This is a genomic window from Acidovorax sp. 93, assembly GCF_003633835.1.
Taxonomy (GTDB): Bacteria; Pseudomonadota; Gammaproteobacteria; order Burkholderiales; family Burkholderiaceae_C; genus Acidovorax; species Acidovorax facilis.
In genome coordinates this window covers 314,423-337,365 of record NZ_RBIT01000001.1, presented here as the reverse complement: position 1 = coordinate 337,365, position 22,943 = coordinate 314,423, and the positions used below count along the sequence as shown (strand labels likewise).

Below are 22,943 nucleotides of genomic sequence, written 5' to 3'. Positions count from 1 at the left end.
ACTGAGCAAACCGCCTGCACGCCTACGGCTGGCGCGCATAGCGCCCGGGCGCCAGCCCCACATGGCGGCTGAATGCGGTGCTGAAGGTGCTGGCCGAGCTGTAGCCCACGCGCGCGGCCACTTCGTCGATGCCTATGCGGCCGTCGCTGCCGCGCAGCAGGTTCTTGGCCAGCGCCATGCGCCAGGCCAGCAGGTATTCCATGGGCGGCACCCCCACGGCGCGCAAGAAGCGCTCAAAGAATGTGGATCGCGACAACGCCGCCTCGCGCGCCAATGCATCCACCGTCCACGACTGCTCTGGCGCGCTGTGCATCAGGCGCAGGCCCACCGCCACGCGGGCGTCTGCCAGGCCGCGCAGCAGCCCGGGGGGCGCACCCGCCTCGCCGCTCGACCGCAGGGCCTCGATCAGCAGCAACTCCACCAGGCGGTCCAGCACCAGGTCTCGGCCGGGCAGCATGGCCAGGCATTCCTGCCGCACCAGTTGCACCAGGGTCGGCAGCCGCTCCACCCCGCGCACATGCAGCAGGTCCGGCAGCAGCGACACCAGCAACGCGGCGTCGGGCGAATCAAACTCAAAGTAGCCGCCCAGCATGCGCATGTCCGGCGGGCCGTCGGGCGTGCCATGGCGCAGCCCGTGCTCCCCATCGGGCGGGGACAAACGGTGGGGGTCCATGAACACCGGCTGCGCCGGTGGCTGCTCCATGCCCGACAAGGTGAACCCCGGCGTCGCGGGCATCAGCACAAAGTCGCCAGCCTCCAGCGTCACCGGCTCTTGCCCCGCCACGGCCAGCACGCACTGGCCTTCCAGCATGGTGCAAAAGCTCGGACTGCCGAACTCCCCATAACGCACGGCCCAGGCGCCCGCGCCGCTGATCACCTTGGAGAACACGGCGCGCGGCCGCAGCAGCGCAATCACTTGGGCAAGGGGATCCACCACCGCCGGACTCCTGCAAACAAAAATTGGACGTTTGATTGTAGTTAATCCAGCCTTGGCCCGATATCGTTGCACCACCTTCCATCTGTTCCCATCCACCATCCCCAAGGAGTTTCACCATGAAGACCATTCTCATCACCGGCTGCTCGTCTGGCTACGGCCTGGCCACCGCCCGCCACTTTCACGCCCAGGGCTGGAACGTGATCGCCACCATGCGCACCCCGCGCGCTGACGTGTTGCCCGCATCAGACCGCGTGCGCGTTCTACCGCTGGATGTCACAGCGCCCAACAGCATCGCCCAGGCATTACAGGCCGCTGGTCCCATCGACGTACTGGTGAACAACGCGGGCCTGGGGCTGTTCGGCGCCTTTGAGGCCACGCCCATGACCACGGTGCGTGACATCTTCGACACCAACACCTTCGGCACCATGGCGATGACCCAGGCCGTGTTGCCGCAGATGCGCGAGCGCGGTGCGGGCCTGGTGGTCAACGTCACCTCCAGCGCCACCCTGGCGCCCATGCCGCTGGTGGCGGCGTACACCGCAAGCAAGACGGCCATCGAGGGGTTCACCGCGTCGCTGGCCTTTGAACTGGCGGCGTTTGGCGTCCGCGTGAAACTCGTCGAGCCCGGCTACGCGCCCACCACCCAGTTCACCGCCAACGGCGCGGAGCGCATGCAGGGGTTGATCCCGTCCGCCTACGCTCCCTACGCCCAGTCAATCTTTGCAGCCCTGGGGCAGCCGGCCGCCGTGACGACCGAACAGGATGTGGCCGAGGGTGTGTGGGCGGCGGTGAACGATGTGTCAGACCGCCTGCGGTATGCGGCGGGGGCAGATGCGGTGGCGCTGGCGGAAGCGGCACGTGAGGGATAAGCAGGCGGGTTGAAAAGCCCCGCGGGTTGATGTCAGGTCAGCTGCCGACGCTGTTTCGCTGCAGCTGTTGTTGCACCTCCACCAGCAACCGCGCGGCTGCCTGCTCTGCATCCATGCTTGCGGTATCCAACACCAGCCGCTCATCGTTCCGGCGCAAGTAATCGTGCTGCAGCACGGCCTGCCAAGTCGGCGCCAGCAGCCCTGGGACTTCCATGGCCCGCGTTTCCACCCGCCGCTGGTGCTCTGCGGCATTCGAGCAAATCACTTCCACCCCCAGCAGGGGCACCCGCGTATCACTGGCCACAGTACGCCAGGCTTCGCGCGTCACCGGCAGCGGGTTGACGCAGTCCGCCAGCACCGGCAAACCCTGCGCAAGCTGGGTGCGCGCCAGCGCATAGGCCACCCGGTAGCCCGCCGCGCCCACCTCTCCTGCCATCAGCACGCCGGAATCCCGCAGCGCCTGCTCAATGGTGTCGATACGCAGGTACACCGCAGGCCAGAGCGCCAGCAGCGCATGGGCGACCGTGCTCTTGCCCACGCCGGGCAGCCCGCCCAGCACCACCAGGATCGAGGCGGGAGCAGGAGCGGTGGCTGCGCTCAATCCACCACCGTCAACTTGGCCACGCTGAGCGCCAGCCATTTGGTGCCATGGCGCGGGAAGTTGACCTGCGCACGCGCGTCGTCGCCCGTTCCCTCGATGGCCAGCACCTTGCCTTCGCCGAACTTGGTGTGGAACACGTTGATGCCTGCGCGCAGGCCGTGGGACGGCGCGGTCTTTTGCACGGGCACCGGTGGGCTGGCGAATGTCTCGGATTTAAAGCCAAATTGGCCTCTAGCGCTTGATGGATAAGCGCTACCAGCTCCTGAATTAGGAGCATACGATCCAAACCCTTGCTGCTTGGGCGTAATCCACTTGAGTGCGGCCTCAGGCAGCTCGTCAAAAAAGCGGCTCTTGATATTATAGCGCGTCTGCCCATGCAGCATGCGCGTTTGCGAGTGGCTCAGGTACAGGCGCTTGCGGGCGCGGGTGATGGCCACATACATCAGTCGGCGCTCTTCCTCCAGACCATCGCGCTCGCTGGCGGAGTTTTCGTGGGGGAACAGGCCCTCTTCCATGCCGCCGATGAACACACCGTCAAACTCCAGGCCCTTGCTGGCGTGCACGGTCATCAGTTGCACGGCGTCTTGGCCAGCCTGGGCCTGGTTGTCGCCCGCTTCGAGCGCGGCGTGGGTCAGGAAGGCGGCCAGGGGCGAGAGGGTTTCGCCGGTGTCGGCGTCCACGATACCCGGCACGGCGGGTTTCAGGGGTTCGTCCAGCACCGGCGCATTGGGGTCCAACCCCTGGCTAACCGGGCTTTGGGCGCTTTGCGTGAGCGGTGTGCCATGTTCGTCTAGCGGCAGGGCCACGGCGTCGCGGCCAAATCCTTCCTGCGTGACAAAACTCTCGGCAGCGTTGACCAGTTCCTGCAAGTTCTCGATGCGGTCGGCGCCTTCCTTCTCCGTGCGGAAGTGCTCCACCAAGCCCGTGGATTCGAGCATCTGCTCGATGATGCCGCGCAGGTTCAGGCCTTGGGTCTGCTCGCGCAGCACATCCACCATAGCGACGAACGCGCCCAGGTTGGCGCCCGCCTTGCCGGGCACGGCGCTCACCGCGTCGTGCAGCGAGCAACCTGCGGCGCGGGCCGCGTCCTGCAGCACCTCGATGCTGCGCGCGCCAATGCCACGCGGCGGAAAGTTGACGACGCGCGTGAAGCTGGTGTCGTCGTGTGGGTTCTCCAGCAGGCGCAGGTAGGCCAGCGCATGCTTGATTTCGGCGCGCTCGAAGAAGCGCAGACCGCCGTACACGCGGTAGGGCACGCTGGCATTGAACAGTGCCGATTCGATCACCCGGCTTTGCGCATTGCTGCGGTAGAGCACGGCGATTTCCTTGCGCTCAAAGCCGTCGTTGCGCACGAGTTGCTTGATCTCATCGACCATCCACTGCGCCTCCGCCAGGTCGGAGCTGGCTTCGTACACGCGCACGGGCTCGCCCGCGCCCTGTATGGTGCGCAGGTTCTTGCCCAGGCGGCGGCTGTTGTGGCTGATGAGGGCGTTGGCCGAATCAAGAATGTTGCTGTAGCTGCGGTAGTTCTGCTCCAGCTTGATCTGGCGCTGCACGTCGAACTCGCGCACAAAGTCGGTCATGTTGCCCACGCGCGCACCGCGAAAGGCGTAGATGCTCTGGTCGTCGTCGCCCACGGCAATCACGCTGCCGCGTGCTTCAAAGCGCCCGTCCACCTCGTTGCCCGCCAGCTGCTTGAGCCAGGCGTACTGCAGCTTGTTGGTGTCCTGAAACTCATCGACCAGGATGTGCTGAAACCGGCGCTGGTAGTGCTCGCGGATCGGGTCGTTGTCGCGCAGCAGCTCGTAGCTGCGCAGCATCAGCTCGCCAAAGTCCACCACGCCTTCGCGCTGGCATTGTTCTTCGTACAGCTGGTAAATCTCGACCTTCTTGCGCGAGTCGCTGTCGTGCGCCTCCACGTTGGCGGGGCGCAGGCCTTCTTCCTTGCAATTGGCGATGAAATACGCCAGCTGTTTGGGCGGAAAACGCTCGTCGTCCACGTTGTGCTGCTTGCACAGGCGCTTGATGGCCGAGAGCTGGTCTTGCGTATCCAGAATTTGAAAGGATTGCGACAGGCCCGCCGCCTTGTGGTGCGCGCGCAAAAGGCGGTTGCACAGGCCGTGGAAGGTGCCGATCCACATGCCACGCACGTTCACCGGCAGCATGGCGGATAACCGGGCCACCATCTCCTTGGCGGCCTTGTTCGTGAAAGTGACAGCCAGAATGCCACCGGGCGTGGCATAGCCGTTTTGCAGCAGCCAGGCAATGCGGGTGGTGAGCACACGCGTCTTGCCCGAGCCTGCGCCCGCCAGTATCAGTGCGTGGCCTGCGGGCAGCGTGACGGCCGCCAGTTGCTCGTCGTTCAGATTGGCCAGGAGGGGCGATGCAGCCGAGGCCGCAGCAGCGTGTGGGGGCACCAAGGCTTCGGGTGCACCCGGGAACGGGTCTTGTGGGAACATGCGGCCATTGTAGAAAGCGCCCCGGCACCCTCCCCCGCCCGACCATGAAAAACATTGCCCGCACCCTGGCCAGCGTCCTGGTCCTTACCTACACAGCCTCAGCGCTGGCCCAGGCCAGCTGCAGCAGTGACGGCTTCCCACAGCCCGTGGCCATTTTCGAGCGCTTCATCAGTGCCGACTGCGAAGTCTGCTGGAGCGATACGGCCCCCCCCGCGCCCTCTGCCACGGCGGGCGTGGCGGTGCTGGACTGGATCGTGCCGGGCAAGGCCGGTGACGAAGCGCCCTTGTCGGCCGCCGCCACCAACGACGCCCTGGCCCGCCTGCAGACCCTGGGCCGCAAGCCCCCTGTCACCACCGATGTCCACACTGCGGCCATCGAGGCCGCCACGACCGCCCGCCTGCGCGTGGCCCACGGCATGCCGTTTAACGACTACCTGGGCGCGGCCATCGCGTTCACGCCCGTGCAGCGCAACGTCGCAACGCCCGGAGCCATGGACTTTTACCTGCTGCTTGTCGAATCCGTGCCTGCAGGCACCGAAGGCACGAAAGTGGCACGAAATATGGTTCGAAACATGCTCCACGGCACGTGGGAAAAGCGCGAAAAGCTATCAAAAAAAGAGCAAATGAAATGGATGGAAACCCGGTCCATGCGCATCCCGGAAGGCGCACAGGCCGAGCGGCTGCGCATGGTGGGCTGGGTGCAGGACGCCCAGGGTAGCGTCCTGGCGGCTGCGCAGTCCACCTGCCGATGACATCGGTGATACCGGTCATACCCGCACGGTTATAGGGTCTGCCAGGCAGGCGGGTAGAATCAATCACCGGGCCCAAGTTTCTTGACGCCCGGTTTTTTGTGCCCGCGCAATCTGCGGGGTTCGGAGCTGGCCACCACGCCAGTGCCCACAAAGCCGGTCCCAAGCCAAGCGCCCACGCCCGCGAAATCCTTCGCAGGCGACCTTTTCAAAGGAGCTTGGAATCTCATGGAAATCTTCGATTACGACAACGTTTTGCTGCTGCCCCGCAAATGCCGCGTGGAAAGCCGCTCGGAATGCGACGCCAGTGTGGAGTTGGGCGGCCGCTCGTTCCGCATCCCCGTGGTACCCGCCAACATGAAAACGGTGGTGGACGAAAAGATCTGTACCTGGATGGCCCAGAACGGCTACTTCTATGTCATGCACCGGTTTGACCTGGACAACATTCAGTTCGTCAAGGACATGCACGCCAAGGGCTGCTACGCCTCGATCTCACTGGGCGTCAAACGACCCGACTACGACACCGTGGACCAGTTGGTGGCCCTGGGCCTCACGCCCGAATACATCACCATCGACATCGCCCATGGGCATGCCGACAGCGTGAAGAACATGATTGGCTACCTCAAGCAGCACCTGCCCAAGGCGTTTGTGATTGCTGGCAATGTGGCCACGCCTGAAGCCATCATCGACCTGGAAAACTGGGGCGCCGACGCGACCAAGGTAGGCGTGGGCCCGGGCAAGGTGTGCATCACCAAACTCAAGACCGGCTTTGGCACGGGCGGCTGGCAGCTATCTGCCCTCAAGTGGTGTGCCCGCGTGGCCACCAAACCCATCATTGCCGACGGCGGCATCCGCAGCCATGGCGACATCGCCAAGAGCATCCGTTTTGGCGCCAGCATGGTGATGATCGGCTCGCTGTTCGCAGGCCATGAAGAGTCCCCCGGCAAGACGGTGGAGGTGGACGGCGCTCTGTTCAAGGAGTACTACGGCTCAGCCAGCGACTTCAACAAGGGCGAGTACAAGCACGTGGAAGGCAAGCGCATCCTGGAGCCCATCAAGGGCAAGCTGGCCGAGACGCTGATCGAGATGGAGCAGGATGTGCAAAGCTCCATCAGCTACGCTGGCGGCACCAAGCTGATGGACGTGCGCAAGGTCAACTATGTGATCCTGGGCGGCGACAACGCGGGTGAGCACCTGCTGATGTAAACCAGCAACCGGGCCGAGATCAACGCGAGGTCAGGCCCGCAGCAGGTTCTGCGCCATGTGGTGCAGGTCGTGCCCCGGCTGGGCCAGGGCATCGACGATGCTGAAGTGGTGCAGTCCGGGTAATGCCACGCTACGGGGCACGAAGTGGCTGCCCCAGGCGTTCTGCATCAACTGGTTCTGCCGTAGGAACTCGGGGCTTTCATCCGCCCCCACGGCGCAATAGAGCGTACCGATGGCGGGCTCCAGCAGGCGCGCCGGGCTGCACTCCAGCACTTGCTGCTCCGTGAGGTTCAGCACCGTCTGGTACATGGGGGTGTGCATGATGGGCTCCAGATCGTGGACCCCGGAGATCGACAGCGCATTGCGCACCAGCCCATCCGGCAGACCGTCACCGATCAGCGGCCACACACTGGTGAGCAGCAGGGCCGCCAGTTGGCCTCCCGCCGAATGCCCGGCCACGGTAATCCGCTTCGGGTCGCCCCCATGGGCGGCAACGTGGAGCCACACCCAACCCAGTGCTTTCTCCATTTGCCGCACGATGTGCGGAATGGTCACCGGCGCCTCGGGGGTGCCTGGGCACAACGCATAGTTCACCACCACCACACAAAACCCGGCCTGGGTAAAAGGCGGCGCAATGAACGAGTGATCGGATTTGTCGAGCGACCGCCAGTAGCCGCCATGGATGAACACCAGCACAGGCACCGGCCCGCCCGTGGTACGTGCAGACGGAAACACGTCCAGGGTTTCCCCTGCACCGCTGCCATAGGCCACATCCAGCACACAAGGGACGTTGGCCCGCACCTGCGCAGAATCCCGTGCCCAGCGTTGCAGGTAGTCCATGTGGTCGGGCACCAGAGCACGGTTGTTGTACATGCGCTCCAGCCAGGCGGGGTCATGCAGGGGCAAGGTCATGGGTAGGGTCTCCTGGGGCTGTGCGGCATCATCATTCCAATCTAGCCATGCTGCAAGCTCCGTGACAGGGTGATGCACCAAAAAGGCACATGATGCACACAGAGACAACGATCCCGGATGAATGACGCCATGACCACCACCCCGCTTCGCATTGCAGTCCTGGGCATTGGCATGATGGGCCGCCCCATCGCACGCCGCCTCAAGGAAGCCGGCCATCAGGTCCAGGTGTGGAACCGTACCCGAGCCAAGGCGGAGCCCCTGACAGCGTTTGGCATCACCGTCCATGCCTCGCCCACCGAAGCGGTCCAGAACGCCGATATGGTGATCAGCCTGCTGGAAAACGGCCCTGTCGTAGGACACGTCCTGTTCGAATCCGGAACGGCCAAGGCGATGCGCAAAGGCGCCCTCTTCATCGACATGGCCTCCATCCAGCCCCGCGAAGCACGGGACCACGCCGCCCGCCTGGGCGAGATGGGCCTGGCCCACCTGGATGCACCTGTATCAGGTGGGACGGTGGGAGCAGAAAACGGCACGCTCGCCATCCTGGTGGGCGGGCGCCCTGAAGACTTTGCGCAGGCCCAGCCCGTGTTCGCCGCCTGCGGCCGCGCCACCCATGTGGGCCCGCACGGCGCGGGCCAGCTCACCAAGTTGGCCAACCAGATGATCGTGGGCATCACCATCGGCGCGGTGGCCGAGGCACTGCTGTTTGCAGCCAAGGGCGGCGCAGACATGGCCAAGGTGCGCGAAGCCATTCAGGGAGGTTTTGCAGACAGCCGCATCCTGCAACTGCATGGCCAGCGCATGGTGGAGCGTGACTTTGCCCCACGCGGCCGCATGGCAGTGCAGCTCAAGGACATGCGCAACGCCCTGGCGACGGCCGGCGAGATCGGCTTCGACGCGCCCATCACAGCCCTGTTCGAGACCCTCTATGCCGAAGGCGTAGATCATGGCTTGGGTGAACTGGACCACAGTGGCCTGTTTGTCGAACTCGCCAGCCGCAATGCCATGCAATAATTTTCTGGGTTGCTTGCCAAGCCACAAAAAACTAGTGCATAATTCGAGGCTCTGCTGCAATGCAGACAGATTTATAAAAAGTTTGGGTTCTTAGCTCAGTTGGTAGAGCAGCGGACTCTTAATCCGTAGGTCGAGTGTTCGAGTCACTCAGGACCCACCAAACAAAAGCCGCAAGGCGCACAAAGCCGGTGCTACTTCAATGTAGCGTCGGCTTTTTTGTTTTTCTGGCTACGACAGAGGCGCGACACGCCCCTTTCTCGGCTGGCTCCGCTCTCAGCAGCATCTTCAGGTTACAAAATAACCTCATCGTGCTCGCACATATGCGCTGTGCACCATAGGCTATCCAGAAGAACCCGTTCCTGTTGGTAATGCAACACGAGGATTTTTATGACTCCAATGCTCCTGAGGCGGACAGCACTTCTCACAGGACTGAGCCTGCTCGCGCCCGCCACGCTGTCACGCGCGCAAGGGCAGGAGCGAGCAGTGGCGGGTTTGGCGCGCGGCGGTCAATGGCCTGCCTGGGATACCTTCAAGGCCCAATTCACCAGCGAGGAAGGCCGGGTGATCTCGGACGACGGGGAGGGAGGGCGCACCTACTCGGAAGGCCAAGCTTACGGACTTTTCTTTGCCCTGGTCGCCAATGACCGCAAGGGTTTCGACACCCTCCTGCGCTGGACCGAGAACAACCTGAGCGGCGGAGACCTGGGCGCACGCCTGCCCGCGTGGCTGTGGGGCCGTCGGCCGGACGGAACCTGGGGCGTTATTGACAGCAATGCGGCCTCCGACGCTGACATCTGGATTGCCTATGTCTTGGGCGAGGCTGCACGCCTGTGGAACGCCCCGCAATATCGCGCCTTGGGGGCTCGTCTGGCCGCCCGCATCATTGCAGAGGAGACCGCAGACCTCCCTGGCCTGGGGCCGAGCCTGCTCCCTGCGCCAAGCGGCTTTGTGGAGGCCGAAGGCCGATGGAAACTCAACCCAAGCTATATGCCGTTGCAGGTCATGCAACGGCTGGCCACGCTCTACCCCCTCCCTGCCTGGAGGCAGCTCACTCAAAGTTCTGAAAAAATCATCGTGGGAGCCTCCCCCCAAGGCTACGCCCCTGACTGGACCTTGTACGACGCACGGCAAGGCTTTCTCATTGACGAAAAAGGCAAGGAAAAAGGCCAGGGCGCCTACAACGCGATTCGCGTCTACCTGTGGGCAGGCATGCTGCACCCTGCCGCACCTGGCCGCAAGCCCTTGCTTTCTGCATTGGCCCCCATGGCGAGATACGTGCGCGAACAGGGGTACCCACCTGAATCGATTGATGTACTGACAGGACAGGGCTCAGGCCCCGGTCCGGCAGGCTTTACGGCAGCGATGCTGCCCTTTTTGCAGGCGCAAGGCGACAGTGCTGCATTTAAAGCGCAGCTCAGCCGTCTCGTCGCGAATCCCGTGCGATCCACGGCGTACTATGAACAGACTCTGGCCCTGTTCGGACTGGGCTGGATGGAGGGGAGGTACCGGTTTTCATCCGGGGGTCAACTCCTGCCGCAGAGAACCAAGCCCTGACAGCGGCTCTTGCCGCAACGGCCGTCATCGGTCCTGTCCGAGCCCCCCCCTGCCCCTGCCCGATGTTCTACCCGTTGCCCACCCGATGAATCCCAACGCCCACACACTTTGGCGCGCGCCCCAATGGACCCTCGCTGCCCTCCTCGCCGTACTGGGCATGCTGGGGCCTTTCTCGATTGACACCTACATACCTGCCTTCGCAGGCATTGCCAGTGCCCTGGGCGCCACCCCGGTGGAGATGCAACAGACCCTTTCGGCCTATCTCTTTGGTTTTGCGTTCATGAACCTCTTCCATGGAGCACTCGCCGACAGCTTTGGCCGGCGACCGGTGGTCCTGTGCGGGATTGCCATGTTCACGCTGGCCTCGGCTGGATGCGCGCTGTCACAAAGCATCGGCCAGCTCATAGCGTTCAGGGCATTGCAGGGCTTGTCTACGGGCGCTGGCATTGTGGTGTCGCGTGCGGTCATCCGCGACATGTTTCCCCCAGCGCGCGCGCAGCAGGTGATGAGCCAAGTGACGATCTACTTTGGCATAGCCCCAGCCATCGCTCCCATCGTGGGCGGCTGGCTTTTTGTACATGCAGGCTGGCACAGCATCTTCTGGTTTCTGACCTGCGTGGGTCTGGTGCTCTGGGTCGCAAACTTCAGGCTCCTGCCCGAAACATTGCAGGCCGAGCATCGCCAGCCGTTCAATGTGCCCCATCTGATGCGGGGGTACTGGCAGCTGGGGTCAAGCCCTCGATTTGTGCTGCTGGCGCTCGCAAGCGGCGTTCCTTTCAATGGAATGTTCCTGTACGTACTGGCAGCACCTGCCTTTCTGGGCGAACACCTTGCACTAGCCCCCACGCAGTTCTTCTGGTTCTTTCTACTGACCATTTCGGGCATCATGGGCGGCGCGTGGCTGAGCGGGCGTCTGGCCGGCAAGATCGCTCCAAAACGACAGATACGGCACGGCTTTGTGATCATGTTCACCGTAGCCGTCTTCAACCTGGGAGCAAATCTGCTCTTTCCAGTGCACGCGGCCTGGTCGCTGCTGCCGATTGCGGTCTTTGCGTTTGGCTGGGCACTGATGGTGCCGGTAGTGACCCTGCTGGTGCTGGACCTTCACCCCGAGCGCCGCGGTATGGCCTCGTCCATGCAAGCGTTTGTCGGCTCTACTGCGAACGGCATTGTGGCCGGCATCCTGGTCCCTTTGGTAATGCACTCAACGGTCTTGCTGGCCTTCGCATCGCTGCTCATGATGTGCGTGGGCATGATGGCTTGGATCTATCTGCACCATCGCTGGCCCGATATTGGAAGGACTGCAACGCCAGGTTGAGCCCCTGGCGTTCGTGAATTGCCCTGCGCGCTAGCAACAATGAGACCTCACTCTACGCCCCGCCAAGTCAGTGCGCACCCGCGAGAGTGGGATTCCAGGCGCCCGAGTACAAAGCCCAGCCTAACTGGAAGCTTGGCAAGTTTGTCGATGTCGAAGCGTTCAAGGCGGTAGAGGCACAGGTAAAGGCACAGTAGTCACCCTGGCGAAGCCTCTGGAAAGCCGCTACGCCCGCCAGGCACTGGGGCCATCGATGCCTCGGAGCGCAACTTTCTAGCCAGGGCGCCAACCGGGTGGCTCTACGGCTACGCAGTTCACGCGGGCTGAGTTCTGAAGTACACCCCACGGCACCTGACGCCAAGCTTCCGTGCAACCCGGAAGGGGTCCTATGACAGTTGCCGCCGGTCCACCCCTTTTTCCTGGTAGTACCGGATTTTTTCGGCATACATGGCCTGGTCGGCACGATGGATGGCCGCTTCCACCATGTCGCCCGAACGGCACGAAGCGACGCCCATGGCCAGGCTGATAGGCTGACCCGGATAGAACTGGTTGTTCAAGTCCAACATGGAGAGAATGCGCTCCTGCAACGCAAAGGCGCTGCGCTCGTCCATGCCGGGCAGCAACACCGTGAATTCGTCTCCGCCAATGCGCGCGGCGCAGGCTGGCGGGTCCACCGCCTTGGCCAGTACTTCGCCCACCCTGCGCAGCATGGAATCGCCCGCAGCATGGCCCTGCTCATCGTTCACAACCTTGAGCCCGTTCAGATCAATCGCAATGATGGACAGAGGCCACGGCCCCTTGCGGGTGACACGATTGAGTTCTTCCGCATAGAAGGCCCGGTTGCGCAGCTGCGTCAGGACGTCATGCTTGCCAAGGTACTCCAGGTAGGCTTCGGCCTTTTTGCGCGCCGTGATGTCCACCAGCGACAGCAGCACCAGCCCCCAGTCCGCAAGATGGTCTGCCAACACAGAAAACTGCATGTGGATATGCACCGCATCCCCCGACAGCGCGTAGTTGACCACTTCGCGCTGCTGAAAGGTCTTGCCCTCCCACAGGTCCAGCAACTGGTCCGCGAAGGACTCATGCATCTCACCCCTAAACACCCGCCCGATGTTGTTCAGAAGCATCTCCTTGCTGGACGCACCGAACATGCGCAACGTCTGCTGGTTGACATCGATCACGCGAATCTCCTGCATGCAGCGCGTGACGAATTCAGGGTGCACCGTGATGAAGGTCTTGAAGTCGTCAATGCCCTGCGCGCGAACGCCGTCGAGCAGGCTTTTCACGGCACTGAAATCCTCGACCCACAACGAGACCGGGGAGTGCTCAAACAAATCCCGCGCATATTGTTCGCTGCGCCGAAGTTGGCTGGCACTCCGCACTTGGGCCGTGATGTCTTCCAGCGAAAGCAGAACGCGGCTCCAGTCCGCTTCATACCCTGGAAGGATGCGTGCGCGAATCTGAACGTCAAGACGCCGACCATCCAGCGCATAGTTGACCGTCTGGTTCGAAAACTCCAGCTGCCCGGACCACAGCGCCGCCAGCTCATGGAAGACCGCATCGTGCATGTCATCCCTGAAGACCTGGTCCAGATTCGCTTCAAGCACCTGTTGGTTCTCGGCCGCAAACAGCTCCAGCGTGCGGCGATTGACTTTCAACACCTTGAGGGCAGCGCTGCATTGCCGCACCCTTGCGGAGTCCTGAGCAAGGTGGGCACGAAGATCGGAAACCCCCGCAGCGCGCCAGCGATCAAAAAGTTGCTTCAGGGCGCTGTAGTCCTCCAGCCAGAGAGACACAGGCGCCAGTTCGAACATGTGTTCGAAGTCTGCCTCGGAAGATAACGAAGACGACACTGCAGATTCCTCCCTGGGCAATTATTGTCGAGCTACTCTGCGTATTCTTGGTCCAGGGTCCCCACAACCACAAAAAAGGCCAGCACCTTGCGGTACCGGCCTTTGCAACAGGGGTGGCGCTAGCGCCACAGACCTGTCAGCGATCAGCGCGCGGGGCGCGCAGGGCGCTTGCGGGCATCGTGTGCCACGAACGGCTTGCCGCCACCACCAGCTGGCTTGGCAAACGCTGGCTTGCGGGGAGCGAAATCACCACGCGGTGCACCTGCATCACCACGGGGCGCAAAGTTGCCACGGCCTGCGTCACCAAAACCAGGTTTGCGGCCATAGCCTTCACCATCACGACGCGGCGCAAAACTACGGTCATCACGACCCGCAAAACCGCCAGCGCCTTCACCACGTGCAGGAGCACCACGGTTGTCACGGCCAGCGAAACCACCGCCAAAGCCACCACCGAAACCACCACGGTCATTGCCACCACGTGCAGGACCACCGAAGCGGCCACGCGACTGGTTGTCACGGTTGTCGTACGAACGGCCCGGGGCGCCACGGCCACCACCAAAATCGCCACCGCGAGGTGCCTGCGGCGCGCGCTGCGAGGGCTCCATGCCGGGAATCACTTCGGCCTTGAACTGCTGGCGGCTGTACGACTCAATGTCGTAGATCTTGCGGCGATCGCGGAACTCGGCAAACGTGATGGCCAGGCCATCGCGGCCCGCACGGCCAGTACGGCCAATGCGGTGGGTGTAGTCCTCGGCCTTCATGGGCAGGCCGAAGTTGAACACATGGGTGATTGTGGGCACATCGATGCCACGTGCTGCCACATCGGTAGCCACCAGAATCTGCACCTGGCCAGCGCGCAATGCCATCAAACGGCGATTGCGCAAACCCTGGCTCAGGGCACCGTGCAATGCAACGGCCGAAAAGCCTTCTTGCTGCAGGTCGTTGGCCAGGCCATCGCACTCCACCTGGGTGCTGGCAAAAACGATGGCTTGGTTGATCGTGGTGTCACGCAGCCAGTGGTCCAGCATCTTGCGCTTGTGCTGGGCGTTGTCGGCCCAGTACAGCATTTGCTTGATGTTGGCATGCTTCTCTTGCGGAGAGTCAATGGTGACCTTCTGCACAGACGAACCTCCGTCGTGCATCACGCGCATGGCCAACTGCTGGATGCGGGGCGCGAAGGTAGCGCTGAACATCATGGTCTGCTTGCGCTGGGCGGTCAGCTGGTTCAGTTCGGCCAGATCGTCCGAGAAACCCAGGTCGAGCATGCGGTCGGCTTCGTCAACGACCAGGAACTGCACCTTGTCGAGCTTGATCTGCATCGAGCGCTGCAGGTCCAGCAAGCGGCCAGGGGTGGCCACCACTAGGTCGGCGTTTTGCAGCTTGGCGATCTGCAATTGGTAAGGCATGCCACCCACCACGTTAGCGACACGCAGGCCACGGCAGTGCTTGACCAGGTCGATAGCATCGTGCGCGACTTGCTGCGCCAGTTCACGCGTGGGGCACAGAATCAGGGCACCAGGGGTGGCGGCCTTGAAATTGCGCGAGCTGGTGGGGTCCTTGCGCTTGGCGCGCTTGGGGGCAGGTTCACCACGGGCGGCAGCTTCGGCCACAGCGCGCTCGAAAGCAGCGCGTTCTTCGGCTTCGGCAGCAGCCTGCTGGTTGATCAGCGTGTGCAGCACGGGCAGCAGGAAGGCGGCAGTCTTGCCGCTGCCGGTCTGGCTGGAAACCATCAAGTCGATGAACTTGGTGGAGTCGTTGCCACCGCCCATTGCCAAGGGAATGGCCTTGAGCTGCACACTGGTGGGCTGGGTGTAGCCCAGGTCAGCTACGGCTTGCACGAGTTCAGGGGCCAGGCCCAGTTCGATAAAGCCGTTGGGTTCAGCGGTCACGGCAACGTCGGCCTCGGTGGCAGCTGCCACCACGGCGTCCAGAGGGGAAGACTGCACGGAAATGTCGGCAGCAAAGGAAGTGTCGGCAGGCGCGAATTCGCCCTGCACCAAAGAGGTGTCGGTCATGATTTTTCTCTCACGAAGACGATCGCAAGCGTAGCCTGCGAGTGGCTTCGTCAATGGTTAAAAAACATCAACCATCAAACGAAACCTGCATTGCTCTGGGCGGATGCTGGTGGGCGTTGTTCGCTAGTCCTGCACTGCGTTGAAAACAGTCGGCTGGCAAGCCCGGTGTGTGAGGGGAGATGCACAATCTGCGAGGAATGGATTCCTGCGCAGCCGCTGATTATGGCATGGATAGGTATTTTCCCGCAAGCCCCTCTCAGTTCTTGCGATACAAACCCACAAGGTCTTCAGCCGCCCTCCCCGGAATCCGTCACACCGAAAGCAGGTGCTTGCGGTAGTGCGCCAGTTCGTCAATGGACTCATGCACGTCTGCCAGGGCCGTGTGCTTCTGCGCTTTCTTGAAGCTGGTGTAGGCCTCGGGCTTCCAGCGCTTGGCCAATTCCTTAAGGGTGCTCACGTCCACGTTGCGGTAATGGAAGAATCGCTCCAGCTTGGGCATATAGCGCACCAGAAAGCGCCGGTCCTGGCCGATGCTGTTGCCGCACATAGGCGCAGTCCCTTTGGGAACGTACTTGCTCAGGAAGGCAATGATCTGCTGCTCTGCCTCCTCCTCCGTCACGGTCGAGGCCTTCACCTTGTCGATGAGGCCGCTGCGGCCGTGGGTGCCCTTGTTCCAGGCATCCATCTTGCCCAGCAGTTCATCGGACTGGTGGATCGCAAAAACTGGCCCCTCGATGCGCGGCTCCAGGCTCGGTCCCGTCACGATGACGGCGATTTCAAGAAGGCGGTCGGTATCGGGCTCCAGGCCTGTCATTTCGCAATCGAGCCAGACCAGGTTCTGGTCGGATTTGGCAAGTGCGTGAGGGGTGGGGTTGTTGGCTTCTGACATGGCGCGCATTGTCGCCGATGGCCTAAACTCGCCGCTCATGCCCACTTCCGACGCCTTCTCTCCCGCCCTGGCGCTGACGCTTGCGTTTGCCGCAGCTCTCACACTGGGCCTTGTGCTCAAGTTCTGGCTGGCTACGCGCCAGATCCGGCATGTGGCGCGACACCGCAGCGACGTTCCCGCACCATTTGCCGAACGCATCGCGCTGGCGGCGCACCAGAAGGCCGCGGATTACGCGATCACCAAGGCGCGCCTGGGCTTGCTGGAAATGGCACTGGGTGCGGCCGTGCTGCTGGGCTGGACACTGCTGGGTGGACTGGATGTGCTGAATCAGGCCCTGCTCAGCGCCCTGGGCGGCGGGATGTGGCAGCAGTTGGCGCTGCTGACCGCCTTCGCCGCCATCAGCGGCCTGATCGACCTGCCGCTGTCGCTGTACCAGACCTTCGTCGTGGAAGAGCGCTTTGGTTTCAACAAGATGACCTGGCGCCTGTGGGTTGCCGATGCGCTCAAGGGCCTGCTGGTCGGCGCACTCATCGGCCTGCCCATCGCCGCGCTGATCCTTTGGATCATGGCGGCGACCGGTCCGCTGTGGTGGCTATGGGCCTGGTGCTTCTGGATGGGTTTCAATCTGCTGCTGATGGTGGTGTATCCCACCTTCATCGCCCCGCTGTTCAACAAGTTCCAGCCCCTCGAAGATGAATCGCTCAAGGCCCGTGTCACTGCCCTCATGCAGCGCTGCGGCTTCTCGGCCAAAGGGCTGTTCGTGATGGACGGCAGCCGCCGCAGCGCGCATGCCAACGCCTACTTCACGGGCTTTGGCGCAGCAAAGCGCGTGGTGTTTTACGACACCCTCTTGCGCCAGCTGGCCCCGGGCGAGGTCGAGGCGGTGCTGGCCCATGAGCTGGGGCATTTCAAGCACCGCCACATCATCCAGCGTATCGTGACCATGTTCGCATTGAGCCTGGCAGGCTTTGCACTGCTGGGCTGGCTCTCCAACCAGGTGTGGTTCTACACCGGGCTGGGCGTGCGGCCGAGTATCTCGTTGGACCCCACCCTGGCCGCAGCCCCCAATGACGCATTGGCCCTGCTGCTTTTCATGCTTGTGGTGCCAGTCTTCACGTTTTTCATCTCGCCGCTGTTCTCGCAACTTTCGCGCCGCCACGAATTCCAGGCAGACGCCTACGCCGTCGCCCAGGCCAGCGGCGCCGACCTGTCCTCCGCCCTGCTCAAGCTCTACGAAGATAATGCCTCCACGCTCACACCCGACCCGGTGTACGTGAAGTTCTACTACTCGCACCCACCCGCCACCGAGCGGCTGGCGCGCATGCGCAACCCCTCCCATCCATGACTACCATGTTGAAGAAAAAAGACTGGTCAACGCTTACCCGTCGTGCGTTGACAGCTACCGAAGTTGTAGCAAACCTGGCCAAACTCGAAGGCTGGAGCCTGACGGGCGATGGCGCTGACGTCGCCATTGAGAAGACCTACCATTTCGCCAACTACTACGAGACCATCTCGTTCGTGAACGCCTTGGCCTTCATTGCCAATGCCCAGGATCACCACCCCGATCTGTCGGTGCACTACAGCCGCTGCGTGGTGCGCCTGAACACGCACGACGTGCATGGCATTTCATCCACGGATTTCGAGTGCGCAACGCAGTTCGATGCCCTGGTGGCCTGACCCCATGACCTTGCGCACCACAGGCTCCCATGGCTGAACGCAGCGCGCTCATGGACGGCACCGTGGTCGCCAGCCATGGGCGCCACTGCATGGTGGAGACGCCCGACGGCGAACGCCGCATCTGCCACCCACGCGGCAAAAAGAGCCAGGCAGTGGTGGGCGACCATGTGCTGTGGCAGGCGCCCCCGCCCGGCCAGGGCGAAGAGGGCACCATCGAAAAGGTCAAGGAACGGCGCAACCTCTTTTACCGACAGGACGAGATCCGCACCAAGTCGTTTGCCGCCAACCTCGACCAGGTGCTCATCCTGATCGCGGCAGAGCCGGTGTTTTCGGAAAGCCAGCTAGCCCGCGCCCTGATTGCCGCCGAGGCCGAGGGCATCAAGCCCATCATTGCACTCAACAAGAGCGATCTGGTCGAACCTTTCGCCCGCGCCTGGGAGCGCTTGCTGCCCTACCGGCACATGGGCGCCGGCAAGCACTATGGCGTGCTGCCGCTGTCGCTGGCGCTCTCCAGCGACGTGGACCGCGCGCTGCTGATGGAGCACCTTCAGGGCAAGACCACGCTGGTGCTGGGGCCCTCAGGGTCCGGCAAGAGCACCCTCATCAATCTGCTGGTGCCAGGCGCTTCCGTGCTCACCGGTGAAATCTCGCAGGCGCTGAACTCGGGCAAACACACCACCACCAGCACGCACTGGTACTGGATGGACAAGGCCCGTACCACCGCGCTCATCGATTCACCAGGTTTTCAGGAGTTTGGGCTGCACCACATTGCCCCCATGCAACTGGCAGCCTGCATGCCCGACATTGCAGCACATGCGACAGCCTGCAAGTTCTACAACTGCACGCACCTGCACGAGCCGGGCTGTGGCGTGCTGGATGCAGTCAAACTGGGCCCCAGCGCAGGCGGCATAAGCGCAACACGCTATAAAATCTATAGCGATCTATTTGAAGAACTGCGCCACACCCGGTACTGAGCCGGGCGCGGCCTTCACTCCTGGCGCGGCGGAAACCAGCGCACCCGTGAAACTGGCTTGCATGGGTGAGGGTGCGCCCCCTCCTCCGAGGGCAGCCGCACTGCAGTTCAGGGGGCTTGCCAGCTACCCCAGCAAACGCGCTAGCGTGAGCAACGCCAGCAGCAGCATCCACACCACCACCGAGCGCCACACCAACCCCACAACGCTGCGCAGGTGGCCCACCTCGGGCTCGCGGCCGGGGGTGGAATCGCTGTCACCCATGTCAGCGTCGATCTCCAGGCCCTGTGGCGCGTGCAATTCAGTGCGCGCCTTCAGTGCCTCGCCCCCGAGGCGTACATTGATGGCACCTGCCGTGGCGGCCAGCACCACGCCGTCGTTGTCATTGGGGAAACGCTGTGCGTGAAACCGCCAGCCCTCGATCGCCTCTTCAAAGCTGCCCACCACCGCAAAGCTCAGTGCGGTGAGCCGGGCCGGAAGCCAGTCGATGGCGGTCCACGCCTGCGCAGAGGCCTGCTGCAGGGAGGCGCTGGCAGGCTGGGCGCCCGTGCGCTGCTTGTAATGCCAATAGCGCGATACAAACTCAGCCAACCGGTACAGAACAGCCCCGGTCGGCCCCAGGCCCAGGGCAGCCAGCACGGAGAACCATGCCAACACGCCGAACACATGCCGGTGGGCCGCCAACACTGAATACTCGATTACATGGCGCACGATCTCGCTGCGCGGTAGCGCCCCTACATCCACCTGCTGCCAGTGGGCCAGGCGCTCGCGGGCAGCATCTTCATCGCCCTCCTCCAACGCGTCGCGGATGCCCGTGAAGTGGTGGCTGAACTGCCGAAACCCGAGCGTGATGTACAGCACTGCCACACTCCACAGCACCGCAAAGGGCCACCCCAGCCCCCAAAGCAATAGCCAGTGAATGGCCAGGGTCACCAGGGCGGGAACCAGCACCGCAAGGCTCCAGGCCACCCAGCCGTGGTGCGGCTTGCCCGCATCAAAATTGCGGCTCACGGACAGCGCCCACGCTCGCAGACCCGCATGAATGGGATTGCTGCGTGCCAGCGGGCGGGCCTGCTCGATCAGCAGAGCGAACAGGATGGCGAAGAAACTCATGGGGGCAATGATACTGGTGCTTTGCCCCGATGCACCCTATCGCACGCGGGCCCGGTTTACGCCTGCATGAAACGGTAGAAGTTGCGCAGCATGCCTGCTGTCGCACCCCAGATGTAATGGTTCTTGCCGCCGTCCTGGTAGGGCATCGAGAACCACTCCCGGTGTACGCCATCCCGGTCGAACACATGGCGCCGGTGGTTGGCGGGATTGAGCAGAAAATCGAGCGGCACCTCGAAAAGGTCGGCCACTTCATACGGATTGGGTTGGAGCACGCAGTCCGGCTGCACCAGCGCCACCACGGGCGTGATGATGAACGATGAGCCGGTGACATAGATTGGCAACGTGCCGAGCACTTCGACAAAATCCCGAGCAAGCCCCACCTCTTCCTGCGCCTCGCGCAAGGCCGTGTCGGCAGGCGTTGCATCTCCCGCGTCTGCCCGCCCACCGGGGAAGGCCACCTGCCCCGAATGGGTGGAGAGGTGGGCCGTGCGTTCGGTCAACAGCACCATGGGCTGTTCGCGCAGCACGATGGCAATCAGCACCGACGCACGGGCGGGCTCGCGGTTCATGAACTTCTTTTCCAGCAGCACCTCAGGCTCCCACTGCGGCGGGTGCGCAAAACGCGCCCGCAGCGCTTCAGCGGTCTGCGCCTGAACCGGCACCGCAGGCAGGTGCGCATCCACCCCCACCACCGGAACAAGGCGGGGGTCAAAGTCGGGCAGGCTCGACAAAGGAGCGATCACCAACGAGACAGCAAGACTGGAAGAAGGGTCCACAAGAAGGGGGAGGTGAACAAGCCAAAAAACAAAAAGCCGCTACAGGCAGACGCTGTAGCGGCTTGTGAGGTCGAGCCTGCGCCTTATGCGGCGGTGGCGGCTGCAGCCTTGTTGACACGCGAAGGCAGCTTTTCCTTGATACGTGCCGACTTGCCGCTGCGGTCACGCAGGTAGTACAGCTTGGCACGGCGCACATCACCACGGCGCTTGACTTCAATGCTGGCGATCAGGGGGCTGTAGGTCTGGAACGTACGCTCCACGCCTTCGCCGCTGGAGATCTTGCGCACGGTGAAGCCGCTGTTCAGGCCGCGATTGCGCTTGGCAATCACCACACCTTCGTAGGCCTGCACGCGCTTACGGGTACCTTCCACCACATTCACGCTCACGATGACGGTGTCACCAGGGGCGAATTCGGGGATGGTCTTGTTCAAGCGGGCGATTTCTTCCGCTTCCAGGGTCTGAATCAGGTTCATGTTTGATATCCAACGATCTTGTCCGCGCCAAAAATGGCTGCGTCGGGATTGACGTCTCAGTGTTTTGCGGGAGAACTCCCTGTCAAAACGGCCGGCCAGAGGATCGAAAAGCCTTTGATTATAGCAATTCAGCTGAGCTTGGCCAATACTGCTTCATCCGCAGCGGCCAGATGCCCTGCTTTGCGCGCCGCCTCGATGAGATCGGGCCTGTGCCGGGCCGTGGTGGCCAGGCGCTGGTCGCGCCGCCAGCGCTCGATCTGCGCATGGTGGCCAGACATCAGCGCGGCAGGCACCTGCTGCCCAGCCCATTCTTCAGGGCGCGTGTAGTGCGGGCAATCGAGCAGGCCGTCGAGCGCCGGGTTGAAGCTGTCGAGCTGGTGGCTGCCCTCATCATTGAGCACACCGGGCTGCAAGCGCGCCACAGCGTCCAGCAGGGCTATGGCAGCGATTTCGCCACCCGACAGCACAAAGTCGCCCAGACTCATCTGCAGATCGACATGGGTATCGATGAAGCGCTGGTCAATGCCTTCATAGCGCCCGCACAGCAGGATTGCACCCGTACTTGCAGACCAGCGCTCTACGGCAGCATGGTTCAGCGTTTCGCCAATGGGCGAAAAAAGGACCAGCGGCGCCTCACTACTCTCGGCCTCACCACGCTCCACCCGGATAGCTGCAAGACACCGGGCGAGGGGCTCAGCCATCATCACCATGCCCGGCCCGCCGCCAAAGGGCCGGTCATCGACACGGCGGTAGTTGCCATCGGCATAGTCGCGCGGGTTCCACAGGCGTACATCGACCTGGCCGCCGGCATACGCGCGGCGGGTCACGCCGCTGGCCAGGAACGGCGCAAACAGCTCGGGGAACAGGGTGATGATGTCAAAGCGCATGGTGGGCGGCGCCAGGGCGGGAGTTCCGATCAGTAGTCCGGCTGCCAGTCCACCGTGATGCGCTTTTCGGCCAGGTCCACGTTGTCAATGAAGGCCGAGACAAAAGGGATCATCCGCTCCTGTGCCTTGCCGTCCTGCTCATAAGTCAACACCAGCACCGTCTGCGGACCGGTGGACATCAATTCCTGCACCTGCCCCAGCGCCACACCTTCGCGGTTGACGACCGCAAGACCGATCAGATCGATCCAGTAGTACTCGCCCTCCGTGGTGGACGGAAAGCTGGAGCGCGGCACAAAGATGCGCGCGCCGCGCAAGGCTTCGGCGGCATCGCGGTCATCAATGCCCTGCGCCCAGGCAACCACGGTGTCCGAATGGTCCTTGGCCTGGCGGATGGACAACAACACGGTGCCCGCAAAGGTCTTGGCGCCGCGTTCGGAAGGCTGCAGGTACCAGCGTTTGGATGAAAACAGCGCCTCAGGGCTGCTGCTGTGCGACAGCACCTTGAACCAGCCCTTGACACCCCAGGCATCGGCAATGCGCCCCACTTCAACGGCGTCTGTGGGCAGCTCTGCGGGTTCGAGGGTCAGGTTGGTGGCCATGGCGGGGGATTCCAGAATAGGAAAAGGGCGGGTTTCGCCAGGCATGCCGACGAAACCCGCCCTTTTCAGGGAGC

The 22,943-nt window shown here is 63.0% G+C and carries 21 protein-coding genes and 1 tRNA gene; 10 read left to right on the top strand and 12 right to left on the bottom strand.

Annotated features, from left to right (window positions below; genetic code table 11):
- Nucleotides 1–22: 22 nt before the first annotated feature.
- Nucleotides 23–937, bottom strand: coding sequence for an AraC family transcriptional regulator (locus C8C93_RS01555; protein ID WP_121505685.1), 915 nt, complete (start codon nt 935–937; stop codon nt 23–25).
- 116 nt (nt 938–1,053) lie between these two features.
- Here C8C93_RS01555 and C8C93_RS01550 point away from each other — a divergent pair, with 116 nt between their 5' ends.
- A complete protein-coding gene (locus C8C93_RS01550) occupies nt 1,054–1,806 on the top strand; it encodes an SDR family oxidoreductase (protein ID WP_121505684.1) in 753 nt (250 codons plus the stop codon).
- Between the two features lie 37 nt (nt 1,807–1,843).
- On the opposite strand, the gene C8C93_RS01545 is transcribed toward C8C93_RS01550, so the two are convergent.
- Both C8C93_RS01545 and C8C93_RS01540 read right to left on the bottom strand, forming a co-directional pair.
- Complete coding sequence (locus C8C93_RS01545) at nt 1,844–2,407, bottom strand: AAA family ATPase (RefSeq protein WP_121505683.1); 564 nt, start codon at nt 2,405–2,407, stop codon at nt 1,844–1,846.
- The gene (locus C8C93_RS01540; protein ID WP_121505682.1) at nt 2,404–4,866 is read right to left on the bottom strand and encodes a UvrD-helicase domain-containing protein; all 2,463 of its coding nucleotides are present in this window, start codon (nt 4,864–4,866) and stop codon (nt 2,404–2,406) included. Before C8C93_RS01540 ends, C8C93_RS01545 begins: the two co-directional genes overlap by 4 nt.
- A gap of 44 nt (nt 4,867–4,910) precedes the next feature.
- On the opposite strand from C8C93_RS01540, the gene C8C93_RS01535 reads away from it, so the two are divergent.
- Nucleotides 4,911–5,618 carry a hypothetical protein gene (locus C8C93_RS01535; protein WP_121505681.1) on the top strand — a complete coding sequence of 236 codons (708 nt, stop codon included), beginning with the start codon at nt 4,911–4,913 and terminating at the stop codon, nt 5,616–5,618.
- Between the two features lie 225 nt (nt 5,619–5,843).
- Entirely contained in the window at nt 5,844–6,821 is a 978-nt protein-coding gene (locus C8C93_RS01530) for a GMP reductase (RefSeq protein WP_121505680.1), read from the top strand.
- A 30-nt stretch (nt 6,822–6,851) separates the two neighbouring features.
- On the opposite strand, the gene C8C93_RS01525 is transcribed toward C8C93_RS01530, so the two are convergent.
- Nucleotides 6,852–7,733, bottom strand: a complete 882-nt coding sequence (locus C8C93_RS01525) for an alpha/beta hydrolase (RefSeq protein ID WP_121505679.1) — start codon at nt 7,731–7,733, stop codon at nt 6,852–6,854.
- Nucleotides 7,734–7,862: 129 nt separating this feature from the next.
- Here C8C93_RS01525 and C8C93_RS01520 point away from each other — a divergent pair, with 129 nt between their 5' ends.
- The 4 genes from C8C93_RS01520 to C8C93_RS01505 all read left to right on the top strand — a co-directional run bounded on the left by C8C93_RS01520 (nt 7,863) and on the right by C8C93_RS01505 (nt 11,619).
- Nucleotides 7,863–8,747, top strand: a complete 885-nt coding sequence (locus C8C93_RS01520; protein ID WP_199726966.1) for an NAD(P)-dependent oxidoreductase — start codon at nt 7,863–7,865, stop codon at nt 8,745–8,747.
- An 84-nt stretch (nt 8,748–8,831) separates the two neighbouring features.
- Nucleotides 8,832–8,907 (top strand) — tRNA-Lys (locus C8C93_RS01515).
- A 323-nt stretch (nt 8,908–9,230) separates the two neighbouring features.
- Entirely contained in the window at nt 9,231–10,301 is a 1,071-nt protein-coding gene (bcsZ, locus tag C8C93_RS01510; RefSeq protein WP_233559566.1) for a cellulose synthase complex periplasmic endoglucanase BcsZ, read from the top strand.
- A gap of 85 nt (nt 10,302–10,386) precedes the next feature.
- Nucleotides 10,387–11,619 carry a multidrug effflux MFS transporter gene (locus C8C93_RS01505; RefSeq protein WP_121505676.1) on the top strand — a complete coding sequence of 411 codons (1,233 nt, stop codon included), beginning with the start codon at nt 10,387–10,389 and terminating at the stop codon, nt 11,617–11,619.
- Between the two features lie 383 nt (nt 11,620–12,002).
- Here C8C93_RS01505 and C8C93_RS01500 read toward each other — a convergent pair whose 3' ends face one another.
- The 3 genes from C8C93_RS01500 to orn all read right to left on the bottom strand — a co-directional run bounded on the left by C8C93_RS01500 (nt 12,003) and on the right by orn (nt 16,373).
- Entirely contained in the window at nt 12,003–13,469 is a 1,467-nt protein-coding gene (locus tag C8C93_RS01500) for a sensor domain-containing diguanylate cyclase (RefSeq protein WP_305000483.1), read from the bottom strand.
- Nucleotides 13,470–13,612: 143 nt separating this feature from the next.
- Nucleotides 13,613–15,484, bottom strand: coding sequence for a DEAD/DEAH box helicase (locus C8C93_RS01495; RefSeq protein ID WP_121505675.1), 1,872 nt, complete (start codon nt 15,482–15,484; stop codon nt 13,613–13,615).
- Between the two features lie 310 nt (nt 15,485–15,794).
- A complete protein-coding gene (gene orn, locus C8C93_RS01490; protein WP_008904975.1) occupies nt 15,795–16,373 on the bottom strand; it encodes an oligoribonuclease in 579 nt (192 codons plus the stop codon).
- 37 nt (nt 16,374–16,410) lie between these two features.
- On the opposite strand from orn, the gene C8C93_RS01485 reads away from it, so the two are divergent.
- From C8C93_RS01485 to rsgA, 3 genes are read left to right on the top strand one after another with little or no spacing between them, the layout of a single operon-like run.
- Complete coding sequence (locus C8C93_RS01485) at nt 16,411–17,718, top strand: M48 family metallopeptidase (protein WP_121508615.1); 1,308 nt, start codon at nt 16,411–16,413, stop codon at nt 17,716–17,718.
- Entirely contained in the window at nt 17,715–18,050 is a 336-nt protein-coding gene (locus tag C8C93_RS01480; protein WP_121505674.1) for a 4a-hydroxytetrahydrobiopterin dehydratase, read from the top strand. The genes C8C93_RS01485 and C8C93_RS01480 overlap by 4 nt, the downstream gene beginning before the upstream one ends.
- A 29-nt stretch (nt 18,051–18,079) precedes the next feature.
- Nucleotides 18,080–19,024 carry a ribosome small subunit-dependent GTPase A gene (rsgA, locus tag C8C93_RS01475; protein WP_055403045.1) on the top strand — a complete coding sequence of 315 codons (945 nt, stop codon included), beginning with the start codon at nt 18,080–18,082 and terminating at the stop codon, nt 19,022–19,024.
- A gap of 123 nt (nt 19,025–19,147) precedes the next feature.
- On the opposite strand, the gene C8C93_RS01470 is transcribed toward rsgA, so the two are convergent.
- The 5 genes from C8C93_RS01470 to rimM form a co-directional block, all read right to left on the bottom strand.
- Nucleotides 19,148–20,134, bottom strand: coding sequence for a CobD/CbiB family protein (locus tag C8C93_RS01470; RefSeq protein ID WP_055403047.1), 987 nt, complete (start codon nt 20,132–20,134; stop codon nt 19,148–19,150).
- 56 nt (nt 20,135–20,190) lie between these two features.
- Nucleotides 20,191–20,910, bottom strand: a complete 720-nt coding sequence (locus C8C93_RS01465; protein WP_121505673.1) for a CoA pyrophosphatase — start codon at nt 20,908–20,910, stop codon at nt 20,191–20,193.
- A gap of 83 nt (nt 20,911–20,993) precedes the next feature.
- The gene (gene rplS / locus C8C93_RS01460; protein ID WP_055403050.1) at nt 20,994–21,383 is read right to left on the bottom strand and encodes a 50S ribosomal protein L19; all 390 of its coding nucleotides are present in this window, start codon (nt 21,381–21,383) and stop codon (nt 20,994–20,996) included.
- A gap of 128 nt (nt 21,384–21,511) precedes the next feature.
- The gene (trmD, locus tag C8C93_RS01455; RefSeq protein ID WP_121505672.1) at nt 21,512–22,270 is read right to left on the bottom strand and encodes a tRNA (guanosine(37)-N1)-methyltransferase TrmD; all 759 of its coding nucleotides are present in this window, start codon (nt 22,268–22,270) and stop codon (nt 21,512–21,514) included.
- Between the two features lie 29 nt (nt 22,271–22,299).
- On the bottom strand, nt 22,300–22,869 hold the full coding sequence (rimM, locus tag C8C93_RS01450; RefSeq protein ID WP_055403096.1) for a ribosome maturation factor RimM: 570 nt from the start codon (nt 22,867–22,869) through the stop codon (nt 22,300–22,302).
- Nucleotides 22,870–22,943: the final 74 nt, after the last annotated feature.